20 protein-coding genes are annotated in these 20,630 nt (G+C 67.4%); 10 read left to right on the top strand and 10 right to left on the bottom strand.

All coding sequences use genetic code 11. The features are described 5' to 3' along the window. The first annotated feature begins 2 nt into the window (after window positions 1-2). On the top strand, window positions 3-1,010 hold the full coding sequence (locus IE187_RS02230) for a zinc-dependent alcohol dehydrogenase family protein (protein ID WP_189674923.1): 1,008 nt from the start codon (window positions 3-5) through the stop codon (window positions 1,008-1,010). Beyond that, window positions 1,004-1,729, top strand: a complete 726-nt coding sequence (locus IE187_RS02235) for a RibD family protein (RefSeq protein ID WP_189674924.1) — start codon at window positions 1,004-1,006, stop codon at window positions 1,727-1,729. Before IE187_RS02230 ends, IE187_RS02235 begins: the two co-directional genes overlap by 7 nt. Here the strand turns inward: IE187_RS02235 and IE187_RS02240 are convergent. The 6 genes from IE187_RS02240 to IE187_RS02265 all read right to left on the bottom strand — a co-directional run bounded on the left by IE187_RS02240 (window position 1,708) and on the right by IE187_RS02265 (window position 7,705). Beyond that, window positions 1,708-3,063 (bottom strand): PepSY-associated TM helix domain-containing protein, encoded by a 1,356-nt coding sequence (locus IE187_RS02240; RefSeq protein ID WP_229839184.1) that lies wholly within the window; start codon window positions 3,061-3,063, stop codon window positions 1,708-1,710. The two genes, IE187_RS02235 and IE187_RS02240, sit on opposite strands and share 22 nt — an antisense overlap. After that, complete coding sequence (locus IE187_RS02245) at window positions 3,063-5,369, bottom strand: TonB-dependent receptor (protein ID WP_189674925.1); 2,307 nt, start codon at window positions 5,367-5,369, stop codon at window positions 3,063-3,065. Before IE187_RS02245 ends, IE187_RS02240 begins: the two co-directional genes overlap by 1 nt. 245 nt (window positions 5,370-5,614) lie before the next feature. Next, window positions 5,615-6,022: a DUF2946 family protein gene (locus IE187_RS02250; RefSeq protein WP_189674926.1), complete on the bottom strand. Its 408-nt coding sequence runs from the start codon at window positions 6,020-6,022 to the stop codon at window positions 5,615-5,617. 79 nt (window positions 6,023-6,101) lie between these two features. Beyond that, entirely contained in the window at window positions 6,102-6,425 is a 324-nt protein-coding gene (locus tag IE187_RS02255; protein ID WP_189674927.1) for a Rap1a/Tai family immunity protein, read from the bottom strand. Between the two features lie 49 nt (window positions 6,426-6,474). Next, window positions 6,475-7,299 carry a hypothetical protein gene (locus IE187_RS02260; protein WP_189674928.1) on the bottom strand — a complete coding sequence of 275 codons (825 nt, stop codon included), beginning with the start codon at window positions 7,297-7,299 and terminating at the stop codon, window positions 6,475-6,477. A 94-nt stretch (window positions 7,300-7,393) separates the two neighbouring features. Next, on the bottom strand, window positions 7,394-7,705 hold the full coding sequence (locus IE187_RS02265; RefSeq protein ID WP_229839185.1) for a hypothetical protein: 312 nt from the start codon (window positions 7,703-7,705) through the stop codon (window positions 7,394-7,396). Window positions 7,706-7,957: 252 nt separating this feature from the next. Between IE187_RS02265 and IE187_RS02270 the strand changes: the two genes are divergently transcribed. From IE187_RS02270 to IE187_RS02280, 3 genes are all read left to right on the top strand, one after another. Then, window positions 7,958-9,025, top strand: coding sequence for a catalase family protein (locus tag IE187_RS02270; protein ID WP_189674929.1), 1,068 nt, complete (start codon window positions 7,958-7,960; stop codon window positions 9,023-9,025). Between the two features lie 92 nt (window positions 9,026-9,117). After that, entirely contained in the window at window positions 9,118-10,104 is a 987-nt protein-coding gene (locus tag IE187_RS02275; RefSeq protein WP_133188746.1) for an aspartate carbamoyltransferase catalytic subunit, read from the top strand. Then, entirely contained in the window at window positions 10,101-11,336 is a 1,236-nt protein-coding gene (locus tag IE187_RS02280) for a dihydroorotase (RefSeq protein ID WP_189674930.1), read from the top strand. Before IE187_RS02275 ends, IE187_RS02280 begins: the two co-directional genes overlap by 4 nt. Before the next feature lie 7 nt (window positions 11,337-11,343). On the opposite strand, the gene IE187_RS02285 is transcribed toward IE187_RS02280, so the two are convergent. The 3 genes from IE187_RS02285 to IE187_RS02295 are packed head-to-tail and all read right to left on the bottom strand — an operon-like array spanning window position 11,344 to window position 14,055. Next, complete coding sequence (locus IE187_RS02285) at window positions 11,344-12,726, bottom strand: SPOR domain-containing protein (protein WP_189674931.1); 1,383 nt, start codon at window positions 12,724-12,726, stop codon at window positions 11,344-11,346. Window positions 12,727-12,746: 20 nt separating this feature from the next. Beyond that, on the bottom strand, window positions 12,747-13,334 hold the full coding sequence (locus IE187_RS02290; protein ID WP_189674932.1) for a hypothetical protein: 588 nt from the start codon (window positions 13,332-13,334) through the stop codon (window positions 12,747-12,749). A 1-nt stretch (window position 13,335) separates the two neighbouring features. Continuing rightward, complete coding sequence (locus IE187_RS02295) at window positions 13,336-14,055, bottom strand: AAA family ATPase (RefSeq protein WP_133188754.1); 720 nt, start codon at window positions 14,053-14,055, stop codon at window positions 13,336-13,338. Window positions 14,056-14,229: 174 nt separating this feature from the next. On the opposite strand from IE187_RS02295, the gene IE187_RS02300 reads away from it, so the two are divergent. Beyond that, a complete protein-coding gene (locus IE187_RS02300; protein WP_229839186.1) occupies window positions 14,230-15,237 on the top strand; it encodes an SPOR domain-containing protein in 1,008 nt (335 codons plus the stop codon). A 19-nt stretch (window positions 15,238-15,256) separates the two neighbouring features. Here IE187_RS02300 and serB read toward each other — a convergent pair whose 3' ends face one another. Beyond that, a complete protein-coding gene (gene serB, locus IE187_RS02305; RefSeq protein ID WP_189674933.1) occupies window positions 15,257-16,138 on the bottom strand; it encodes a phosphoserine phosphatase SerB in 882 nt (293 codons plus the stop codon). Between serB and miaA the strand changes: the two genes are divergently transcribed. The 4 genes from miaA (at window position 16,131) to ilvC (ending at window position 20,533) form a co-directional block, all read left to right on the top strand. Further along, on the top strand, window positions 16,131-17,060 hold the full coding sequence (gene miaA, locus IE187_RS02310) for a tRNA (adenosine(37)-N6)-dimethylallyltransferase MiaA (protein WP_189674934.1): 930 nt from the start codon (window positions 16,131-16,133) through the stop codon (window positions 17,058-17,060). The two genes, serB and miaA, sit on opposite strands and share 8 nt — an antisense overlap. An 80-nt stretch (window positions 17,061-17,140) precedes the next feature. Then, entirely contained in the window at window positions 17,141-18,886 is a 1,746-nt protein-coding gene (locus tag IE187_RS02315; protein ID WP_133188760.1) for an acetolactate synthase 3 large subunit, read from the top strand. Continuing rightward, window positions 18,886-19,401: an acetolactate synthase small subunit gene (gene ilvN / locus IE187_RS02320; RefSeq protein WP_133188762.1), complete on the top strand. Its 516-nt coding sequence runs from the start codon at window positions 18,886-18,888 to the stop codon at window positions 19,399-19,401. The genes IE187_RS02315 and ilvN overlap by 1 nt, the downstream gene beginning before the upstream one ends. 112 nt (window positions 19,402-19,513) lie before the next feature. Then, a complete protein-coding gene (gene ilvC / locus IE187_RS02325; RefSeq protein ID WP_189674935.1) occupies window positions 19,514-20,533 on the top strand; it encodes a ketol-acid reductoisomerase in 1,020 nt (339 codons plus the stop codon). The last annotated feature ends 97 nt before the right edge of the window (window positions 20,534-20,630 follow it).

Here is a 20,630-nt window from a genome sequence, read left to right on the forward strand (position 1 = left end):
GCATGAAGGCGATGGTTCTCAAGGCCCCGATCGGGCTCGATCATCTGACACTCGAAGACCGTCCCGATCCGGGCGCGCCGGGCGCGGGCGAGATCCGCGTCGCGCTGCACGGCAGTTCGCTCAACTTCCACGATCTCGGCATCGCGACCGGGCGGATGCCGACCGCAGACGGCCGTATCCCGCTCGCCGATGGTGGCGGGATCGTCGAGGCGGTCGGCGAACGCGTCACCGAATTCGCGCCCGGCGACAGCGTCGTCTCGTGCTTCTTCCCCGACTGGCAGGACGGCAGCGCGACGATTGGCGACTTCAGCCGCACGCCCGGCGACGGGATCGATGGCTTCGCCTGCGAATTCGTCGTGCTGCCCGCCAGCGCCTTCACGCATGCGCCAAAGGGTTATGACGCGGTCGAGGCGGCGACGATCACCACCGCTGGCCTCACCGCGTGGCGCGCGCTGGTCGTCGACGGCAAGCTCAAGGCGGGCGACAGCGTGCTGCTGCTCGGCACGGGCGGCGTGTCGATCTGGGCTTTGCAGATTGCCAAGGCGATGGGCGCGACCGTCGCGATTACCTCGTCGTCGGACGAGAAGCTCGAGCGCGCCAAGCGCATCGGCGCAGACTTCACGCTCAATTACCGCGAGCACTCGGAGTGGGGCAAAGCGGTGCGCGACTGGAGCGACGGCCGCGGTGTCGACCATGTCGTCGAAGTCGGCGGTCCCGGCACGCTCGCGCAATCGATCGAAGCGGTGCGCGTCGGCGGGCATATCTCGCTGATCGGCGTGCTGACCGGCGCCGCCGGCCAAGTCCCGACCGCGGCGCTGATGGCGAAGCAAGCGCGGTTGCAGGGCCTGATCGTCGGCAGCCGGCGCGAACAGCAGGCGTTCGTCCGCGCTCTCGACGCGACCGGAATCCGCCCGGTGGTCGATCGCCGATTCCCGCTCGAGGCGCTCGGCGATGCCTTTCGCTACGAGATGGGCGCGGGGCACTTCGGCAAGATCGGTGTCGAATGGTAACCCAGAGCGACGCGGGTGCGGCGGCGAAGCCGTATGTGATTTGCCTGATGCAGTCGTCGATCGACGGGCGTCTGCATCCGAGCCGCTATACCGAAAGCCCCGACGGAAGCCGCAAGGATTGGACCGCCGCGTATGAAAGCGCGCACGACGCGCTCGGCGGCAACGCCTGGCTCGTCGGCCGCGTGACGATGGCGGAGATGTCGAAGGCCGCACCGCATCCGCCCGCATCGCCAGGCGCGGTCGAACGACCGCTCCACGTCGCGACCCGCGCCGACAGCTATGCGATCGCGCTCGATCGTTCGGGCAAGCTGCATTTCGACGGTGGCACCGTGGGGGGTGATGCCGTCATCGTGCTGCTCGGTCCGGATGTGGCGGACAGCCATCTCGCAGAGCTGGCCGCCGACGGCGTTTCCTATATCGTCTCGCCGGATCACGAATTCGATTTCGCCGAGATCCTCGAGACGCTGGGGCGCGACTTCGGCATCGCCAAGCTGCTGCTCGAGGGCGGCGGCGGGATCAACGGGTCACTGCTCGCGGCGGGAGTGGTCGACGAACTCCACGTCCTCGTCGCGCCCGCGCTCGATGGCGGCGCAGCGGTGGACGGGATCGTGACCTACGGCACCGAGGGCTTGAACGGCAAAGTCCGCTTGAGTTTGCTCGGCGCCGAGACGCAAGGGCATGGCATCGTCGCGCTGCGCTATGCCGTCACCTCCGCCTGACCCCGCGCACGGATCGACACGACAATCCGATCGACCAGTGCGAGAACCAGCGCCGACGCGCCGAACAGCGGCAGCAGCACCCCGAGCACGATGAGGAGCGCGAACATCCACCCCGGCGCCGCTGCGCCACGCCGGGGTGGCGCCGCCACCTGCCCCCGGGGTCGGCGTTTGAGCCACAGCAGCGTGCCGAGCACGCTGATCGCGATCAGCGAGATCGCGGTCGCCACCCCGATCAGCTGGTTCGCAAGGCCGAACAATTGCCCCTCGTGCCAGGCGACCCCGGTGTTGACGATCCGGTCGATCACATGCAGGTCGGCAAAGCCCGATCGCCCGGTCTCGATCCCGCTCGCCGGATCATAGGTCACGCGCCGATCCAGCCAGCGGTTCTGCGCCTCGGACTTCACCGTCCATACGGCACCGGTCGGTGGTCCGAACTTCTGGACGGTGTGCGGCGGAAGCACCAGCACGGGAAACGCCATCCGCTCCGCCGCTGCCTTGGCGACGAAGACCGAGAGCGGCAGGCCCTTCGGCTCGGGCGCCCGCGCCGTCGGCATATCGGTCATCGCGCCGTGGTGACCGGCGTGGCCTCCATCGACGCCGATCTTCCAATCCTGCCGCCCCTTCACCAGCCCAAGCTCGGCTCGCACCCATTTGAACGTCCCGCCCCACGCGCCCGCCCAGGGCAGGCCGCTCGCGAGCATGACCAGGACCAGCCCCGCCACCCAGAACCCAGTGACGCGGTGCAGATCCTTGAGCAGCGGCCGCCCGCGCAGCCAGAACCGCGGCCAGAGTGTCCCTGCAAGACTGAACGGTCGCGGCCACCACAGATACAGGCCCGACAGGATCAGCACGATCGTCCAGCTCGCGGCGAGCTCGACCAGCCGATCGCCGAGTGTGCCGATCAGCAGCGACCCGTGGATCCGCGCAACGATCGCCTCGATCCGCGCCGCGGGATCGAGGCTGCCGAGCACGCGCCCCTGCGGCGAGACGTAGACCTCGCGCGGTCTGCCGTCCGCATCCACCAACTGAAGCATCGCGGCGTCGCCAGCCTCGCGCGGCAGGCGATAGTGGTTGAACCGCATCCCCTTATTGGCTGCCAGGGCCGCCGACAGCTGTGCCTCGGGAGCCACTGCGCCCTCAGTCCCGAGACCGCGAAACGCCCGTTCTTCCCACCGCTCGACTTGCGGCTTGAACAGATAGATCGATCCGGTGACCGCCAGGATCAGGATGAAGGGCAGGACGAACAGCCCGGCATAGAAGTGCCAGCGCCACACCCAGCGGTACAGCGCCTGCCCGGCCGGAACCGTGCTTGCTGAGGTCGCGATCGCCGGCATCAGAACGTCACCTTCACGTCGGCGGCGAAACTGCGTTGCGGGAAGGGGTGGAAGAGGAAGTAGCGGTCGTTGTTGACGTTATCGACCCCGATCCCGAATTCGATATGCTGCGCGACGCGAAACTGCGCGCGCAGATCGACGACGAAATACCTGTAAAAGCCCTGATAGGTGTTGCCGACCACGTCGGCGTTATCGAGCGCACCGTAATTGCGGCTGGCGTAGCGCGCAGCAGCCGTCAGCGCGACGCCCTCGACGGGTCGCCAGGTCGCCACCGCCGTCGCCTTCCAGCGCGGCACGCTCGGGAGCAGCTTGCCGACTGCGCCGGGCAGGACCGCATACTTGCTGGTGATCGCGTCGGCATAGGTCACGCTGCCCGAGACATCGACCCGCCCGACGACGTTCGTCCGGGCGACCGAGAGTTCGGCCCCCCGCGCCCGCGTCTCGTCGACATTCTGGACATAGGTGCCGACTTGAACCGGGGTCACCGCCAGCGGGCCGGTCTGCGAAATCAGCGCGTCCCTGATCACTTCGTTGAACAAAGCGAGCCGCAAGGTTCCCCGGCTGTCCTGCCGCTCGAGCGCCAGTTCGAGCGAGCGCGCGCGTTCGGGGCGCAGGTTCGGGTTTGGGACCGACGCGACCGGTGTCGTGACGATCTGATAGAGCTCGCCGACGGTCGGGAAGCGCCACGCCTGGCCGAACGACAGCCGCGCGGTCAGGTGCGGGTCGATCGCATAGGCGAGCGCTGCCTTGGGCGAAAATCGATTGCTGCTCAACGCCGGCTGACGGACCGGCCCGATCGCTGGCGACTGCGCGAAATTCACGCCGTCATAGGCGCGCCACCATTCGTAGCGCCCGCCGAGCGTAAGCGTCAGCGGCGGCAGGATCCGCCAGGCATCCTGCGCCCACAGCGCGTACGTCCGCGTCTTGCCGCTACCTTGCAGGTTGAGCGCACCCTTCGATCCGCCGACCCAGTCGCTGGTGTTGTAGCGATTGCTGTCGAGTTCGTACCAATCGGCGTGCGCCCCGAAACTCACCGTATGCGTCGCCGCCGCATCCGATCGCCACGCGCCCTTAGCGTCGAGCGTTTTCCAGCCGGTTCCCGCCAGGTCGGTGATGAAACCCGCCCCGCCCGTTTGCACAGCCGGCAGCGCGGTGTTCGAAATGCGCTGCTGATCCTTGTCGACATCGTACAGCGTGCCGATCACTTGCCAGTCGAACCGGGTACCGCTGCCGTTGAGCGACAGATTGTGCGACCATTGCCGCTGCTCGGTGCGATAGACGCTGCCGGCAAAGGCGCTGGCGGCCAGCGTGTAGATTCGGCCGTTGTTGATCGTGGTGCCGGCATAGAATGGCAGGCCGCTCGCCGGGTTGGTGAGGTAGCTCTCGACAGTCGAATCGGTGGTGCTGAGGAACAGGCTGCCGACATAGGTCAGCCGCAGCGCGGCGGAGAGATCGAGCGCAGCCTTGAGCTTGACGCGATCCTGCACCTGATGCTCGAACGCGGTCGCGCCGACGACGCGGATCGCGCCGCCGGTGCGATTGACGTCGTCATAGCCACCCGTTGTCGGCGTGCCGGTCGCGTCTTTAGTGGCGGCGGCGGTGGCAAAGCCGATCGGCTGGCCGTGGCTGTCGACATGATCGACGCTTCCAAAGACCGCGAGTGGCCCGAACCGATCGCCGAACGTGCCGCCGAGCTGATAGGCCGGCAAGGTGCGGTGCGTGCCGTACAGGTCGAAACGCTGGACCGTGGTTCCCGCGACCAGCGTGCCCTCCAAACTATCGGGCAAGCGCGTCGTGATGTTGATTACGGCGCCGATCGCATTGCCGGGATATGCCGCCGAGAACGGCCCGTAGAGCACGTCGACGCGGGCGATCTCCTCGGTCGATACCAGGCTCCAGCGCGGGCTGGCCGAGGTGTTGTTGTTGCCGACCAGCGCCGAGAGGATTGCGCCATCGGCGTAGATCAAGCTGCGCGCGCTCGCGCCGAGCCCCGAGGTGCGTGTCGCAAGCGGCGCTTGGCTGTCGCCGATATGGCGTTTGCGAACGACGAGGCTCGGGAGATATTTGAGCGTATCCTCGACATTGCGCGCGTTGATCGTCGTCGCGATCGTCGCGGCGTCGATCGACGCCTTGGACGAAGGCGCGTTCTCGATCGTCGCGGCGCGGCGCTGTGCGGTGACGAGAATATCGTCGAGGCTTGAATCGGGCGCTGGCGATGCGCGCTCGTCGGCAAAGGCCGGAACGGTTGTGCTTGCGAGCATGGCGCAAAACGACGTGACGCCGAGCACGGATGAGCGGCTGACCATGAGAAGGTCCCTGTTCGATAGGGTAATGGGACGAAGCCCATCGCGCGCGGCCCGTTCGGGTGCCTCGCGCACGGGTTCGTGCTGCTGACGCTCGATCATCGCGCAATATGATCGAGCGCTGCTCGCCACAGGGACTGTCGACGGGGATCGGGAAGCAGGCGCAGGGCCTGTCAGCGATTTCGATTGCTATCCTGCACGCCAGGACCTGATCCGCGCGCACCGTCGCTCAGCCTTGCGGCGAGGAATCAGGCCGCTACCGGGGGTCCACGCAACGGCGGTCGCAGCGCATGGCGATACGGCAGCACGACCCGACGCTCCGCCACCCGGCCGAGCGCCACGATGAACAGCACGGCAATCGCGAGCAATGCGGGGTCGGCACCCGCGATGACGGGTGCCGTCAGACCCGCGAAACTGCACGGGCTTTCAGCCTTGTCGCCCTTCTGGTCGTGATGGTCGCCCGCCATGCCCGGCATTGCCATCGCCATCGGCGCTTGCGTGCGTTCCATGCCGGAGCACAGTTCGAGCACGAGGCCGTTGCTGGTGACGACGGGCATGAAGCCGCCGGGAATCATGATCTTGGCCAATAGCGCGAGCGCCAGCAGCAGGCCGGCCAGCCGCCGATGCGCTCGAAACAAGATGCGAAGGGCGGCCATCGCCCGCGGAACTAGGAGCGTTTCGCGATCCTGTCATCCCCGTTTGGCTGCACGGACCTAGCAGCCGCGCGAGCGGCGTTCAGGGGCCCTTGCACGCGAAGGCCGTTTTCAGCGCGGTGCGGATCACGAAGATCGGCGCGCTGCTCCAGCTCTTCTTGTGGCTGCGAAGATATTTGCGCGCGACGCTCACCACCTTGATCGTCGACGCATTGGCCGCCGAGGGGCAGATCTGGTGCGACAACGACAAGGCGTCGAACGCCCCGAGGATATAGCCCGTACAGAAACTCGCGGTCGTGTCGGCATCCTTGCCGCTGCACGCCTCGGCGAGTTGCGAAGTCTGGAGCGGGCTCACCACCACCGGCGGTGCTTCGGGTGCGGCGATCGCGAGGGCAAGCAAGATCATGGCACTTCCTTTGATCCGGGCACGCGGCCGCCCAGAGAGCCGACAGCCCCTAGCCCGAGACCTGCTCGGCCGGTGCCGTCGGCGCGAGATACGGCAGCAAGCGTACCCGCGGGAAGACGGTATCGAGCGGCTTGGTATCGGGGAGGATATAGACCACCCCGCCCGTCTTGAGGAACAATGGCCGGATCTGCTTGGTGTAGAAGCTCGTCCCGACATTGATGCAGCCGAAGCTGATGCGATTGTCGTCGGGCGTCGGCGACAGCAGGCGCTCGACGCGTTGTTCCGTCTTGTGCGTCGTGATCACCGCATGGAGCGCGACCGAATTGGCGTAATCGACCCACAGCACGCGCTGGCGGCCGAATGCGCGGCCGAACTTGGCGACGAACCGCCCGGCTGGCGTCGTGCGTTCGGCCGGCCCGATCTCGGACAGGTCTTTGGCGCCCACCCCGGGGGTGGAATCGTCGCCGATGCCGATGCCGAGCAGCACCGGGGTCTCGCCGAGAAAGGTGCCCTTCGCATCGAACAGCGAAAGCGAGGCCGCCTGCTTGTCGATGACGATATAGGGCAGCGTACCATTGTCGTGCGCCGATCCGACCCAGGCGATTACCCGGCTCGCCGCCTCGGACCGCACCGGTCCGGGCAGCGGCGGCGTGTCGGTGGCCTTGGCCTTGGCCGCCGCGCGGCGCGCAGCGGCGGTTTTGGCCCCACCCTTGGACACGGATTTGGCCGGGGCGTTACCCCTGGCCTTTACGGGCTTGCGACTGGACGGCGTCGCCACCGAAGGCGACTCCGCCTTGTCGGACAGCGGGGCACGGCCGAGCGCTGCCGTGGGTCCGATCGCGCCTGCGATCAGACCCAGCAGTGCTGCGGCCATGCCCACACCATGACGCAGAGAGAACGGCCTGTTTGGCATCTCGACTTGGTTCAGCAATGCGTCCGGTCACAATAAGAGGAATGCGGGAGTGCGATCAGCCGCGCGGGCGGCGCTGTGCGCGCTGTGCCTGCTGCTGGACTTGCTGGTCGAGCCCATCGACGCGGCCGCTGATCTGGTCGATCCGCTGTGCGTTCTGCTGTGCCTGGCCGGCAGCAGCCTGTGCCTGGGTGAGCGCCTGGCCCGATACGCCTTCGACGGTGCGGACGCGGCCATCGATGCCGTCGATGCGCGTGTTCACGGTGGCGATCTGGCGGTTGACATAACCCTTGGTCGCGCAGCCGCTAACGCCGATCGATCCCGCGAGGATCATGGCTACCGTTGCGGACTTCACAATATTCGAGCGCATATACTTACCCTTTTGAAATGGCGTGGTGCGGTTCACAAGCGCAGCCGTGCCCGGCTTGGCAACCGCTATCCGGCAGGACGTGCGGCTTCCACGGCAGGGAGAAACCACGCTATCCCGCGGAAAACCGCCAAATCGGCAATTCTGAACGCTTGCTGAAAGGCAGCAGGAAACACGACAGGCAGCGTTTGTCGCGCTGGCGCGTTGGGCTCGCGTGTTCCTTGAGATCCAGCCCCCCCAAGTAAAGGCGTCCCTATGTTACAGTCCCCGATCCGCTACCGTCCCGACGTCGAGCAACCCCAGCCAGATGAGCAAGCAACCGTTACAGATCTCAACGAAACCTTCGATACAATCCTCGAACGGACGGCCGAGGACTATGGTCATGCCGTGCGATCGGTCCACGCCAAGTCGCACGGGCTGCTCGAAGGCGAACTGACGATCGATTCGGACTTGCCGGCCGAGCTCGCGCAGGGCCTGTTCGCGCAGGGCGGACGCCACAAGGTGCTGATCCGGCTGTCGACCAATGCCGGCGATATCCTGCCCGATGCGATCGGCCTGCCGCGCGGCCTCGCCATGAAGGTGTTCGATGTCGCAGGCGACCGTTTGCAAGGCTCCGAGGGCGCCGCGCAGGACTTCGTGATGGTCAACGGCCCGGTGTTCCAGGCGAAGACCGCCGAGAAGTTCCTCGGCAACCTCAAGCTGCTCGCCAAGACCACCGATCGGCTCGAGGGCACCAAGAAGGTCGTCTCGGCCGCCTTGCGCGGCGTACGGCACGCCTTCGAAGCGGTCGGGGCCGAGGCTCCCGCGGCGATCAATTCGCTCGGCGGCGCACCCAATGTCGAGCCGCTCGGCGAGACCTATTACAGCGCGACCGCCTTCCGCTTCGGCGACTATATCGCCAAGTTCAGCATCGCACCCGTGGCGCCGGCAATGATCGCGCTGAGCGGCAAGGAAATCGCGATCGAGGGTCGTCAGGACGCGATCCGCGAAGACGTCCGCACCGAAATGCGCACGCTCGACGCAGAATGGGAATTCCGCGTCCAACTGTGCCGCGATCTCGAAGCGCAGCCGGTCGAGGATGCGACTGTGCTGTGGACGAGCCCGTTCGTGCGCGTCGGCACGATCCGCGCCGCGGCGCAGGACAGCTGGAGCGACGCCCACGTCCAGCAGATCAACGAGGAAACGCGCTTCAGCGTGTGGACCGGGATCGCCGCGCACCAACCGCTCGGCAACATCAACCGCGCGCGGCGCGATACCTATCGTCACTCGGCGGACTTCCGCGCGCGGGTGAATGGCTGCCCGTATCACGAGCCGTCGAACTGATCAGACGATATGGGGAGAGGGTCGCTCGCCGCCCTCTCCCACCCCTATCCGGCCTTGCCAGCAACCCGCGGCACGGCTACCCGACGGCCTCGATGCAACCGTCCGATCACCGCCCCGCCTCGCTCATCCCGGGCCGCGCCGTGTTTCCGCACCGGCACCTCACCGGCATCGAGGGATTGCAGCCGCACGAAATCGTCTTCCTGCTCGACGAAGCCGATGGCTGGGTCGCCGCCAACCGGACGCGCGCGATCAGCGACAAGCGGCTGGGCGGGCTCACGCTGATCAACGCCTTCTTCGAGAATTCGACGCGCACGCTGCTGTCGTTCGAGATCGCGGGCAAGCGGCTCGGCGCCGATGTCGTCAACATGCATGCGGCGCAAAGCTCGGTGAAGAAGGGCGAGACGCTGATCGACACCGCGATGACGCTCAACGCAATGCGCGCGGACGTGATCGTCATCCGCCACATGAGCTCGGGCGCGGTCCGGCTGATCGCGGGCAAAGTCGATTGCCCAGTGCTCAACGCCGGCGACGGGCAGCACGAGCATCCGACGCAAGCGTTGCTCGACGCGCTGACGATTCGTCGCCGCCGCGGCACGATCGCCGGGCAGCGCGTCGTGATTTGCGGCGACATCCTCCACAGCCGCGTCGCCCGTTCGAACATTCTCGCGCTGACCGCGCTCGCCGCCGAAGTCCGCGTCTGTGCACCGGCGACGCTCATGCCCGAGGGAATCGAGCGGATGGGGGTCACCCCCTTCACCGATTTCGACACCGCGCTCGAGGGCGCCGACGTCGTGATGATGCTCCGCGTTCAGAACGAGCGAATGGCGGGCGGTTTCATCCCGTCGAACCGCGAGTTCCATTTGCGCTACGGGCTGACGCTCAAGCGGCTCGAGCGCGCCGCGCCCGATGCGCTGGTGATGCACCCGGGGCCGATGAACCGCGGCGTCGAGATCGATTCGGCCGTTGCCGACCATGCGCGCTCGGCGATCACCGAACAGGTCGAAATGGGAGTCGCCGTCCGCATGGCGTGCCTCGATGTGCTGACGCGGCGCTCGCGCGGCGTGGCGGGCTGGGCATGAGCCGGATGCTCGCCTTGCTCAACGCGACCTTGGTCTGCCCGCTCGGCGGCGTGTCGCAGGGCGGCGTGCTCGTCGAGAACGACCGGATCGTCGCGACGGGGTTGATCGACGTACCGGCAGGGGCCGAGACGATCGATTGCGGCGGCGCGACGCTTGCGCCCGCGATCGTCGATCTCGGCGTGTTCGCGATCGACCTGCCCGCCTTCCATGCCGGCGGCATCGTTCGCGTCGGGCTGATGCCCGATCAGTCGCCGGTGCTCGATGATCCCGGCATCGTCCAGCGCGCAGCGCTGATCGGCCGCCCTGGCCTCTGGATCCATCCGATCGCCGCGGCGACGCGTGGCCTCGCCGGCACCGATCTCGCCGAGATGGCGATCAACCGCGATGCCGGTGCGCGCGCGGTCGGGACCGGCGCTCGCTGGATCGCCGATTCGGGGGTGATGCGCAAAGTCCTCGCTTATGCCGGCGATCTTGGTCTGAGCGTCATCACCCATGCCGAAGACGGCGGCGTCACCGCAGGCGCCGTCGCCACCGCAGGCGAGACCGCGACGCGGATGGGCCTCCCCTCCGCCCCGTCGATCGGCGAGGCACTCGCGATTGCGCGCGACCTGATGCTCACCGAGGAGACCGGCGCGACGCTCCACATCCGCCAAGTCACGACCGCCGCCGGATTCGAGCTGGTGCGTGCGGCCAAGCGGCGCGGTGTCCGCGTGACGTGCGGGATAACCCCCGCGCATCTGCTGCTGTCGGACATCGCGATGACCGATTTCCGCACCTTCGCGCACCTCTCGCCGCCGCTGCGGAACGAGAGCGACCGCCAGGCCGCGGTCGCTGCCGTGGCCGACGGGACGATCGACGTGCTGTGTTCAGGCCATGATCCGCGTGGCCCCGAAGAGAAGCGCTTGCCTTTCGCCGACTCGGCATCGGGCATGGCGGGCGCCGAAACGCTGCTCGCGCTTGGTCTTGGTCTGGTGCGCGACGAGACGATCTCGCTCCAGCGCCTGTTCGCGCTGCTCGCGGCCAATCCGGCGAAGGTGCTCGGCGTGGAAGCGGGGTCGCTTGGCGTCGGCGCGCCCGCGGATCTGTTGCTGCTGGCGCCCGAAGCACCGTGGCAGATTGCGGGCGACCGGCTTCACGCCAAGGCCGGCAATACGCCGTTCGACGGGCTGCCGGTACAGGGCAAGGTGCTGCGGCTGTTCAAGGGCGGTACCGCCCTTCCCGTCCCCGCCTGACGCCGCCTCAGCGCGACGCCAGTTCGCGCCCCTTGGCCCACATCGCGACCTGATCGCCCGCGCCGGCGCGGACGAAGCACGCGCCGCCACGGCTGCGATACTGCTGGCACATCGACACCGCATCGGCGCGCGCGAAGCCGCCGACCGACAAGCGGTAGAATTGCTTGCCGCCGCGCGACACAGTCATGCCTTGCGGCGTGTGGCTCGCGAAACCGGCGTACCGGCGCGTCACACGCGTCCACGCATCGTGCGCGACGCCTGCGGTATCATAGGCGCCCAGCTGAACGACGAAGCCGCCGCGCATCGGCGCACGCGGTTCGGGGAATGCCGACGCAGCGCGTGGCGCAGCGCCGCTGCTCGCGACCGCGATGCGTTCTGCCACACTGCCGCGCTTGGTCGGGGCCTTGGCATAGGCGACCGGCAACGCCTGGACGACTTCCTTGCGTTCGGCGAACACCACGCCGGCAATCGTCGGACCGACCGCGGCGACCTGCTGCGTCGGCGCCGCGGCGACTTCGGCCACTGCGACGGGGGCCGGCGGGGCTGCAGGCTCGGCCCCGACCTGGCCGGGCATATAGCTGTCGATCGGCTGTTCGGCCTTCGCCAGCGCGGTCGTGCCGCCGCGCGCCGCGCCGTTGAGTGCAAGCGCGACCGGCAGGCCGGGATCGACCGCTGGCGTCACGCCGAGCAAGGTCGCGACCTGATCCGACGCCGAGCTGGGCCGCGAGAAGGTCGACCAATCGAGGATGCGCCGCGAGACATCGGCCGGGGCGACATCCATTGCCACCACCGCCTGCGCCTCGCGCCAGCGTCCGGCAAGCGCCAGGCTCAGCGCGTAATTCTGGCGGACCTTGGCGTCGGCCTCGGGGCCGCGCGCCGCAGCGCCGAGCATTTCGACCGCGGTTGCGGGGTCACCCGCCAGTGCGATCGCAAGGCCGCGGTCGCTGACCGGGATCGTCGCCGCGTTGGCGTCGAGCGTCGTGCGCGCACCGGCCCAGTCGCCCGTCGCGATCTGCGCGAGCGCGAGGTTCAATGCCGCCTTGCCGTTGCCCTGGGCAAGCGTCAGCGTGTCGGCAAAGGCATCGCGCGCCGAAGCGAAGCGCCCGGCCTTGAGATAGCTCTGACCAAGAATCATGCGATATTCGGCTGCGTCGGGCTGGTCGCCGACCGCGCGCTCGGCATGGCCGATCGCCTCGGCGAAACGGCCTGCGCGCAACGCCTGCTGCGCCGCGGCGGCCTCGGTGCGCGCTTCCTTCTCGGCGCGCGATTGCGCGCGGGCGCTGGCAGCGGCGATCGTCGACATTGCGGTGGCCGCAACCGTGCCTCCGAGCATGAGGAGCGAAAGCCCCACGGTAAGCGGGCCGAAAGTGATGGCGGACCGGGTCTTCATCGTAACGCCCTCCTCGGGGTTTAGCGCTGCGCCCGTGTCGGCAACTGGCGCACCAGATTTTCGACTTCGGGCAAGGTTTGCAGGAATTGATCGAGCGCCTCGGTGACCAGCGACTGGGCCGAGGCATTGTGCAGCGCGCTGGCCAGACGCAGGCGGAGATGCCGGTCTTCGTCGAGCCGCAGCGTGAACGCCGACTTGGGGCGCTTCTTGTTGTGTTTCTTGCTCGTCTCGCGGCCGATCCGCGTCGCGGTTGCGACCGAAACGGGCTTCGACACGAGGCGCGCAGGCTCGGGCTCCAACGCTGCAGCTGGCTCGGGCTCGGCAGCGACCGGAACGGCCTCAGGCATCACGACCGGCTCGGGCGCTGCGACGGGTTGCGCGAATTCCTCACGCAGCACTTCGCGCTGGACGAGCACCGGCGGAACCGGCGGCGTGTCGCCCATGTCGTTCCAGCCAAGATCGTCGTGCGCGCCCGGCATCGCGCCGAACCCGCCAAAGCCCTGCGGCCGCATCGCGGGCTTCGCCATGCCCTTGCGCGCGAGCAGCGTCGAGGACAGCGACGCCGTCGCCTTGGGGGCGGTCGGCTTGGGGTTTCCGAACATGCTCATCTCAGCTCACCACGCGGCGGCCGAAACCACCTCCCGCGGCGGGACGCGGCGCGCCAAAGCCGTTGATCGAAGTCGGCGTCGCGAACACCGTGCGGCGGAAATTCTTCTCGAGCCGGTCGGAGATATAGGTCCACAGGTCGCGCACTTCCTGCGCCGAGCGGCCCTTCGCGTCGACTTCCATCACCGTCCGCCCGTCGATCATCGACGCTGCGAAATCGGTGCGGTGGTGGATCGTGATCGGGGCGACCGTGCCATGCTGCGACAGCGCGACCGCGGCTTCGGAGGTGATCCGCGCCTTGGGCGTGGCGCCGTTGACGACGAACAGCAACGGCTTGCCCGCGCGCTCGCACAGGTCGACCGTCGCGCCGACGGCGCGCAAATCGTGCGGGCTCGGCCGCGTCGGGATGACGATCAGTTCGGCCACCGCGATCACGCTCTGGATCGCCATGGTGATGGCGGGCGGGGTATCGATCATCGCCAGCTTGAAGCCCTGCTGGCGCAGCACTTCGAGATCGGCGGCGAGCCGCGCGACGGTGGTCTGCGCGAAAGCGGGAAACTCGCTCTGCCGCTCGTTCCACCAATCCGACAAGGACCCCTGCGGATCGATGTCGATCAGCACCACCGGCCCCGCCCCTGCGAGCTGCGCCTGTACTGCCAGGTGGCCGGACAAGGTAGTCTTGCCCGATCCGCCCTTTTGAGATGCCATCGCAAGAACGCGCATGAGCCCCTTTCGCCCCTTTAATCGAGGCCACCGAATGCCATAGGATCGGTCAAGGAAGGGTTAACGCCCTCGGTGCTGCCGGCGCGCGGCGCAAAACGGCTAACGAAATCTTTGCCAAGCCCGCGATAGTCGGCATGGTCAGGTGGTACAGACGCACGGGACAGGACGACGATCATGCGCAAACGAGTATGGATGGCGCTGGCGGGAACGCTGCTTTCGGCGAGCCCCGCGCTGGCGGATGTGCGCGAGGGCGTCGAGGCGTGGGGCCGCGCCGACTATAAGAAAGCCATTGCCGAATGGCGCCCGGCGGCGAATGCCGGCGATGCCGACGCGCAGTTCAACCTCGCGCAGGCCTATACGCTCGGGCGCGGCGTACCCACCGATATTCCCGTCGCCGAAAGCTGGTTCCGCAAGGCGGCGCTCCAGGGCCATGTCGCCGCCCAGGCGAAATACGGGCTGATCCTGTTCGATCAGCACAAGCCGAACGACGCCGCGCCGTGGCTCGAGAAAGCAGCGCTGCGCGGCGAGCCGCGGGCGCAGCTGGTCTATGGCACGATGTTGTTCAACGGCGATGGCGGCGCGAAGGACTGGCCGCGTGCCTATGCATGGATCGTCCGCGCCGCCGCCGCCAACACGCCGAAGGCGTCCGAAGTCCAAGCGCAGATGGACAAGGCGATCCCGACCGACCAGCGCCAGCAAGGCCTCGAGCTCGCGCGACGCTACGAGGCCGAGGCGCAACGCCCCGAACTGCCGCCTGCACTCGCCAGCAAGCCGGGCGGCGCTGGCGTGCGTAGCACCGACTTGCCGCCGTCCGCGTACGACCCCAACGTCCCGCGCAAACCCGAGGTGCTGGCTTTAGCGCCCGAGCGGCAGCCGAAGCGTCCTCAGCCGGCACGGCTACGCCCGCCCGCGCCGATCCCCACCCCCGAACCAGCACGCGGGCCAGCGCCGACGGCAGTCGCGACCAGCCGCGGCGGCTGGAAGGTGCAGCTCGGCTCGTTCGGAGACCCCGCCAATGCGCGCAAGCTGTGGAGCCAGGTCGGTCGGCGGTTCGGCGGTGCAGACGTATCCTATGTAAAGAGCGGCGCGATGACGCGCGTGCTCTTCGGGCCCTTCGCGTCGAAAGGCGCCGCGCAATCGGCGTGCGGATCGATCAAGCCTTGCGTGCCCGTCGCGCCATAAGCGCGGCGCACGCCACGCGTCAGGCGGTCACCCAATCGTCGCGCGCGATGCCCTGAGCGTAGAGCAGCGCCGAGAGATCACCGTGATCGATCCGCGCCGCCGCCGCTGCGGCGACAATCGGCTTGGCGTGATAGGCGACGCCGAGCCCCGCTTCCTGCACCATTGCCAGATCGTTCGCGCCGTCGCCCACCGCGAGCGTTTGCTCGGGCAGTAAGCCAAACTCGGCCCGCGCCGCGAGCAACGTCTGCAATTTCGTGTCGGAGCCAACGACGGGTTTCGCGACCGTGCCCGTCAGCACGCCGTCGCCGAGCTCGAGCCGATTGGCGATCGCGCGGTGGAAGCCGATCCGCTCGGCGACCGGCTCGGCAAAGCGCGTGAAGCCGCCCGACACCAGGATCGCGGTCGCGCCACGCGCCCGCATCGTCCGCACCAGCGCCACGGCGCCCGGCATGATCGTCACGCGCTCGGCGAGACAGCGCTCGATCACCGCCTCGTCGAGCCCCTTGAGCAATGCGACCCGCGCATCGAGCGCGCCCTCGAAATCGAGCTCGCCGCGCATCGCCGCTTCGGTGATCGCCGCGATCTGCGGCTTGATGCCGGCATAATCGGCGAGCTCGTCGATGCATTCGACGGTAATCATTGTCGAATCCATGTCGGCGACGAGCAGCTTCTTCTCGCGCCCTTCGACCGATTGCACGACGACATCGACGCCTTCGAACACACCCTCGAGTGCTTTGCGCGCGGCGTCGGGCGAAACACCGAACAGGATATCGACCGCCTTCTCGGGCTCGATCCACGCCGAGGTCGCCGGTGCGCACCCCACAGCCGCAATCCGGTCGATCGCTGCAGAAAGATCGCCTGCGCTGAGCGTTTCCGATGCTATCAAGGTGGCAATGAACACAGTGAATCTCCCGCAGGTCGCGCTCATCGCAGGGCCGACCGCGAGCGGCAAGTCCGCACTCGGCATCGCGGTCGCCGAACGTCACGACGGAATCGTCATCAATGCCGATTCCGCGCAAGTCTATCGCGACCTGCGCGTCCTGACCGCGCGCCCGACCGAGGCGGACGAAGCGCGCGTGCCGCACCGGCTGTTCGGCCAGGTCGATGGCGCCGAAAGCTATTCCGCCGCGCGCTGGGCCGACGAGGCGCGCGCCGAGATCGACCGTGCGCACGCGCTCGGCAAGCTGCCCGTGCTGGTCGGCGGTACCGGCCTGTACCTGCGTACGCTGCTCGACGGAATCGCGCCGGTGCCCGAGATTGACCCGGCCATCCGCGCGGAGGTCCGCGCGCTGCCCGTTGCGCAGGCGCATGCGGCACTCGCCGCGCTCGATCCCCCCGCCGCCGCGCGGCTCGCCCCCACCGATACGACGCGCGTGGCGCGCGCGCTCGAAGTGGTGCGCTCGACCGGGCGGACGCTCGCCAGCTGGCAAGCCGAGCGCAGCGGCGGGATCGGCACGCGGATCTCGCTCGCCGCGATCGTCCTGCTGCCCGATCGTGACTGGCTGTGGGCACGCTGCGATAGCCGCGCGGCGACGATGCTCGCGGGCGGTGCGCGCGCGGAAGTGAGCGCGCTGCTCGCGCGCAGCGAAATCGCCCCCGAAGCCCCGATCCGGCGCGCCATTGGCGTCAGGGAGGTTGCTTCTACGTTGTCGGGAGAAATATCGCAAAAACAAGCGGTTGATGCGGTCGCACTCGCAACGCGGCAATATGCAAAACGCCAATATACTTGGTTCCGCAATCAGCCTCCGGCGAGCTGGCATCGGACTGCCGCGTTAGAAAGCGGCGAAAGAAGCGGTAGTTTCGACATATTATTACGTAGATAGCCGTTGACACGCACATTTCGTTTCTCTAGCAGCACCGCTCGAAGGCTGCTAATCGTTGGCGGCGCGACGGGAGACGAGACGTGACCGAGAAAAGCGGAGCAGACATCCTGATCGAGGCGCTGTGCGATCTCGGCGTGGAGGTCGTCTTCGGCTATCCGGGCGGTGCCGTCCTGCCGATCTACGACGCCCTGTTCCGCTCCGGGCGGATCAAGCACATCCTGGTGCGCCACGAGCAAGCCGCGACGCATGCCGCCGAAGGCTATGCCCGCTCGACCGGCAAGCCCGGCGTGGTGCTCGTCACCTCGGGCCCCGGCGCGACCAATGCCGTCACCGGGATCACCGACGCGCTGATGGATTCGATCCCGATGGTGGTGATCACCGGCCAGGTGCCGACCGCGCTGATCGGCACCGACGCGTTCCAGGAAGCCGACACGGTGGGCATCACGCGCCACTGTTCGAAGCACAATTATCTGGTGAAGGACCCGGCCAAGCTCGGCGACACGATCCACGAGGCGTTCTACATCGCCACATCGGGCCGTCCCGGTCCAGTGGTGATCGACATCCCCAAGGACGTCCAGGTCGCGACCGCGCGCTACACCAAGCCAGGTCCCATTCGCCACAAGACCTATCGCCCACAGATCAAGGCCGACCAGACCTCGATCGAGCAAGCGGTCGACATGCTCGCGGCCGCCGAGCGCCCGATCCTCTACACCGGCGGCGGCATCATCAATGCCGGCCCGGCGGCGAGCCAGTTGCTGCGCGAACTCGCGCGGATCAGCGGCGCGCCCGTCACGTCGACGCTGATGGGCCTCGGCGCCTATCCGGCGAGCGGCGAGCAGTGGCTCGGCATGCTCGGCATGCACGGCACCTACGAAGCCAATCTGGCGATGAACAAGGCCGACCTGATCGTCTGCCTCGGCGCGCGCTTCGATGACCGGGTGACTGGGCGGCTCGACGCGTTCAGCCCGTTCAGCCGCAAAATCCACGTCGATATCGATCGCTCGTCGATCAACAAGAACGTGCGCGTCGATCTCGCGATCGTCGCCGATGTCGGCCACGCGCTCGAGGACATGGTCCGCGTGTTCAAGGCGCGACGCCATCCCAAGCCCGATCTCGCCGCCTGGTGGCAGATGATCGGCGAGTGGCGCGCCAAGAAAAGCCTCGATTTTCCAGAGGTTGATAACGACATCATGCCCCAGCGTGCGGTCCGCGCGCTGTGGGAGGCAACGCACAAGCGCGCCCCGATCATCACCACCGAGGTCGGCCAGCACCAGATGTGGGCGGCGCAGCATTTCGGCTTCGACGCGCCGAACAAATGGCTGACCAGCGGCGGCCTCGGCACGATGGGGTACGGCCTGCCCGCCGCGATCGGTGCGCAGCTCGGCAATCCCAAGGCGCTGGTGATCGACATCGCCGGCGAAGCCTCGATCCAGATGAACATCCAGGAGCTGGCGACGGCGAGCCAGTACCGGCTGCCGGTCAAGATCTTCATCCTCAACAACGAATATATGGGGATGGTCCGCCAGTGGCAGGAGTTGACCTATTCGAGCCGCTATTCCGAGAGTTACAGCGATTCCCTCCCGGACTTCGTCAAGCTCGGCGAGGCCTATGGCTGGAAGGGCATCCGTATCGAAGGGCTCGGCCAGCTCGACGACGGGATCGCCGCGATGCTCGACCATGACGGGCCGGTGATCGTCGATTGCCGCGTCGCCAAGCTGGCAAACTGCTTCCCGATGATCCCGAGCGGAGCGGCGCATACCGAGATGCTGCTCCAGGCGAGCGAAGTGTCGGGCGAAATGGACGACGAAGCGAAGGCGCTGGTTTAATGCACATCACCAAGGAAAAAGCCTCGCGCCACACTCTGGCGGTGATGGTCGACAACGAGCCCGGCATTCTCGCGCGGATCGCCGGCCTATTCACCGCGCGCGGCTATAATATCGAGAGCCTGACGGTGTCCGACGTCACCGCCGACAAGGCGGTCAGCCGGATCACGATCGTGACCTCGGCGAGCGATGCGACGATGGAGCAGATCCTTGCGCAGCTCGACCGGCTGATCCCGGTGCATTCGGTGACCGACCTCACCGCGCTCGGCCCGCATGTCGAGCGCGAGCTTGCCTTGCTCAAGGTGTCGGGCACGGGCGATCACCGGATCGAGGCGCTGCGCCTCGCCGATGTCTATCGTGCGCGCGTCGTCGATGCGACCACCACCAGCTTCGTGTTCGAAGTGACCGGCGGGCGCGAGAAGATCGACACGTTCATCACGCTGATGCGCGAAGTCGGGCTGTGCGAGGTCGCGCGCACCGGGATCGTCGCAATGGCCCGCGGGAACGCGTCGATCTAATTTTCTCGCGTCGCCCCGGCGGAGGCCGGGGCCGTCCGGTTTGTGCGGACAGCGCCAGCAACGAAGCGGCCCCGGCCTCCGCCGGGGCGACGACTGCCAAAAAGGGACTACCATGCGCGTTTATTATGATGCCGATGCCGATCTGAACCTGATCACGTCGAAGAAGATCGCGATCGTCGGCTATGGCAGCCAGGGCCATGCCCACGCCCAGAACCTGCGCGATTCGGGCGTCACCGACATCGCCATCGCGCTGCGCGAAGGCTCGGCAACCGCGCAGAAGGCGTATGCCGCCGGCTTCAAGGTGATGACCAATGCCGAGGCAGCCGCCTGGGCCGACATCACGATGATCCTCGCCCCCGACGAGCATCAGGCGGCGATCTACGCCGACGATCTCCATGCGAACCTCAAGCAGGGCGCGACGATCGCCTTCGCCCACGGCCTCAACGTGCATTTCGGCCTGATCGAGCCACGCGCCGATCTCGACGTCATCATGATCGCGCCGAAGGGCCCGGGCCACACCGTGCGCAGCGAATATGTCCGCGGCGGCGGCGTCCCCTGCCTGATCGCGATCCACCAGGACAAGAGCGGCAACGCGCATGACATCGGTCTCGCCTACGCGTCGGGCGTCGGCGGCGGTCGTTCGGGCATCATCGAGACCAATTTCAAGGAAGAGTGCGAGACCGATCTGTTCGGCGAACAGGCCGTGCTGTGCGGCGGGATCACGCATTTGATCCAGGCCGGGTTCGAGACGCTGGTCGAGGCGGGCTATGCCCCCGAAATGGCGTATTTCGAGTGCCTGCACGAGACCAAGCTGATCGTCGATCTGCTCTATGAGGGCGGCATCGCCAACATGCGCTATTCGATCAGCAACACCGCCGAATATGGCGACATCATCACCGGGCCGCGGATCATCACGCCCGAGACCAAGGCCGAGATGAAGCGCGTCCTCGCCGACATCCAGTCGGGCCGCTTCGTCAAGAACTTCGTGCTCGACAACCGCGCCGGCCAGCCCGAGCTCAAGGCCGCGCGCAAGCAGGCAGAGGCACATCCGATCGAGAAGGTCGGTAGCGAACTCCGCGCAATGATGCCGTGGATCGGCGCGAACAAGCTGGTCGATCAGAGCAAGAACTGACCGCGTCCTGCGCCCCTCCCCTTTTGGGGGAGGGGCTCACTCCAGCGAAACGCTTCGTTGCCGAAACGGGGTTTGACGCTGCGACGCAGGCACCGCA

The organism is Sphingomonas glacialis (assembly GCF_014653575.1).
GTDB classification, from domain to species: Bacteria; Pseudomonadota; Alphaproteobacteria; order Sphingomonadales; family Sphingomonadaceae; genus Sphingomonas; species Sphingomonas glacialis.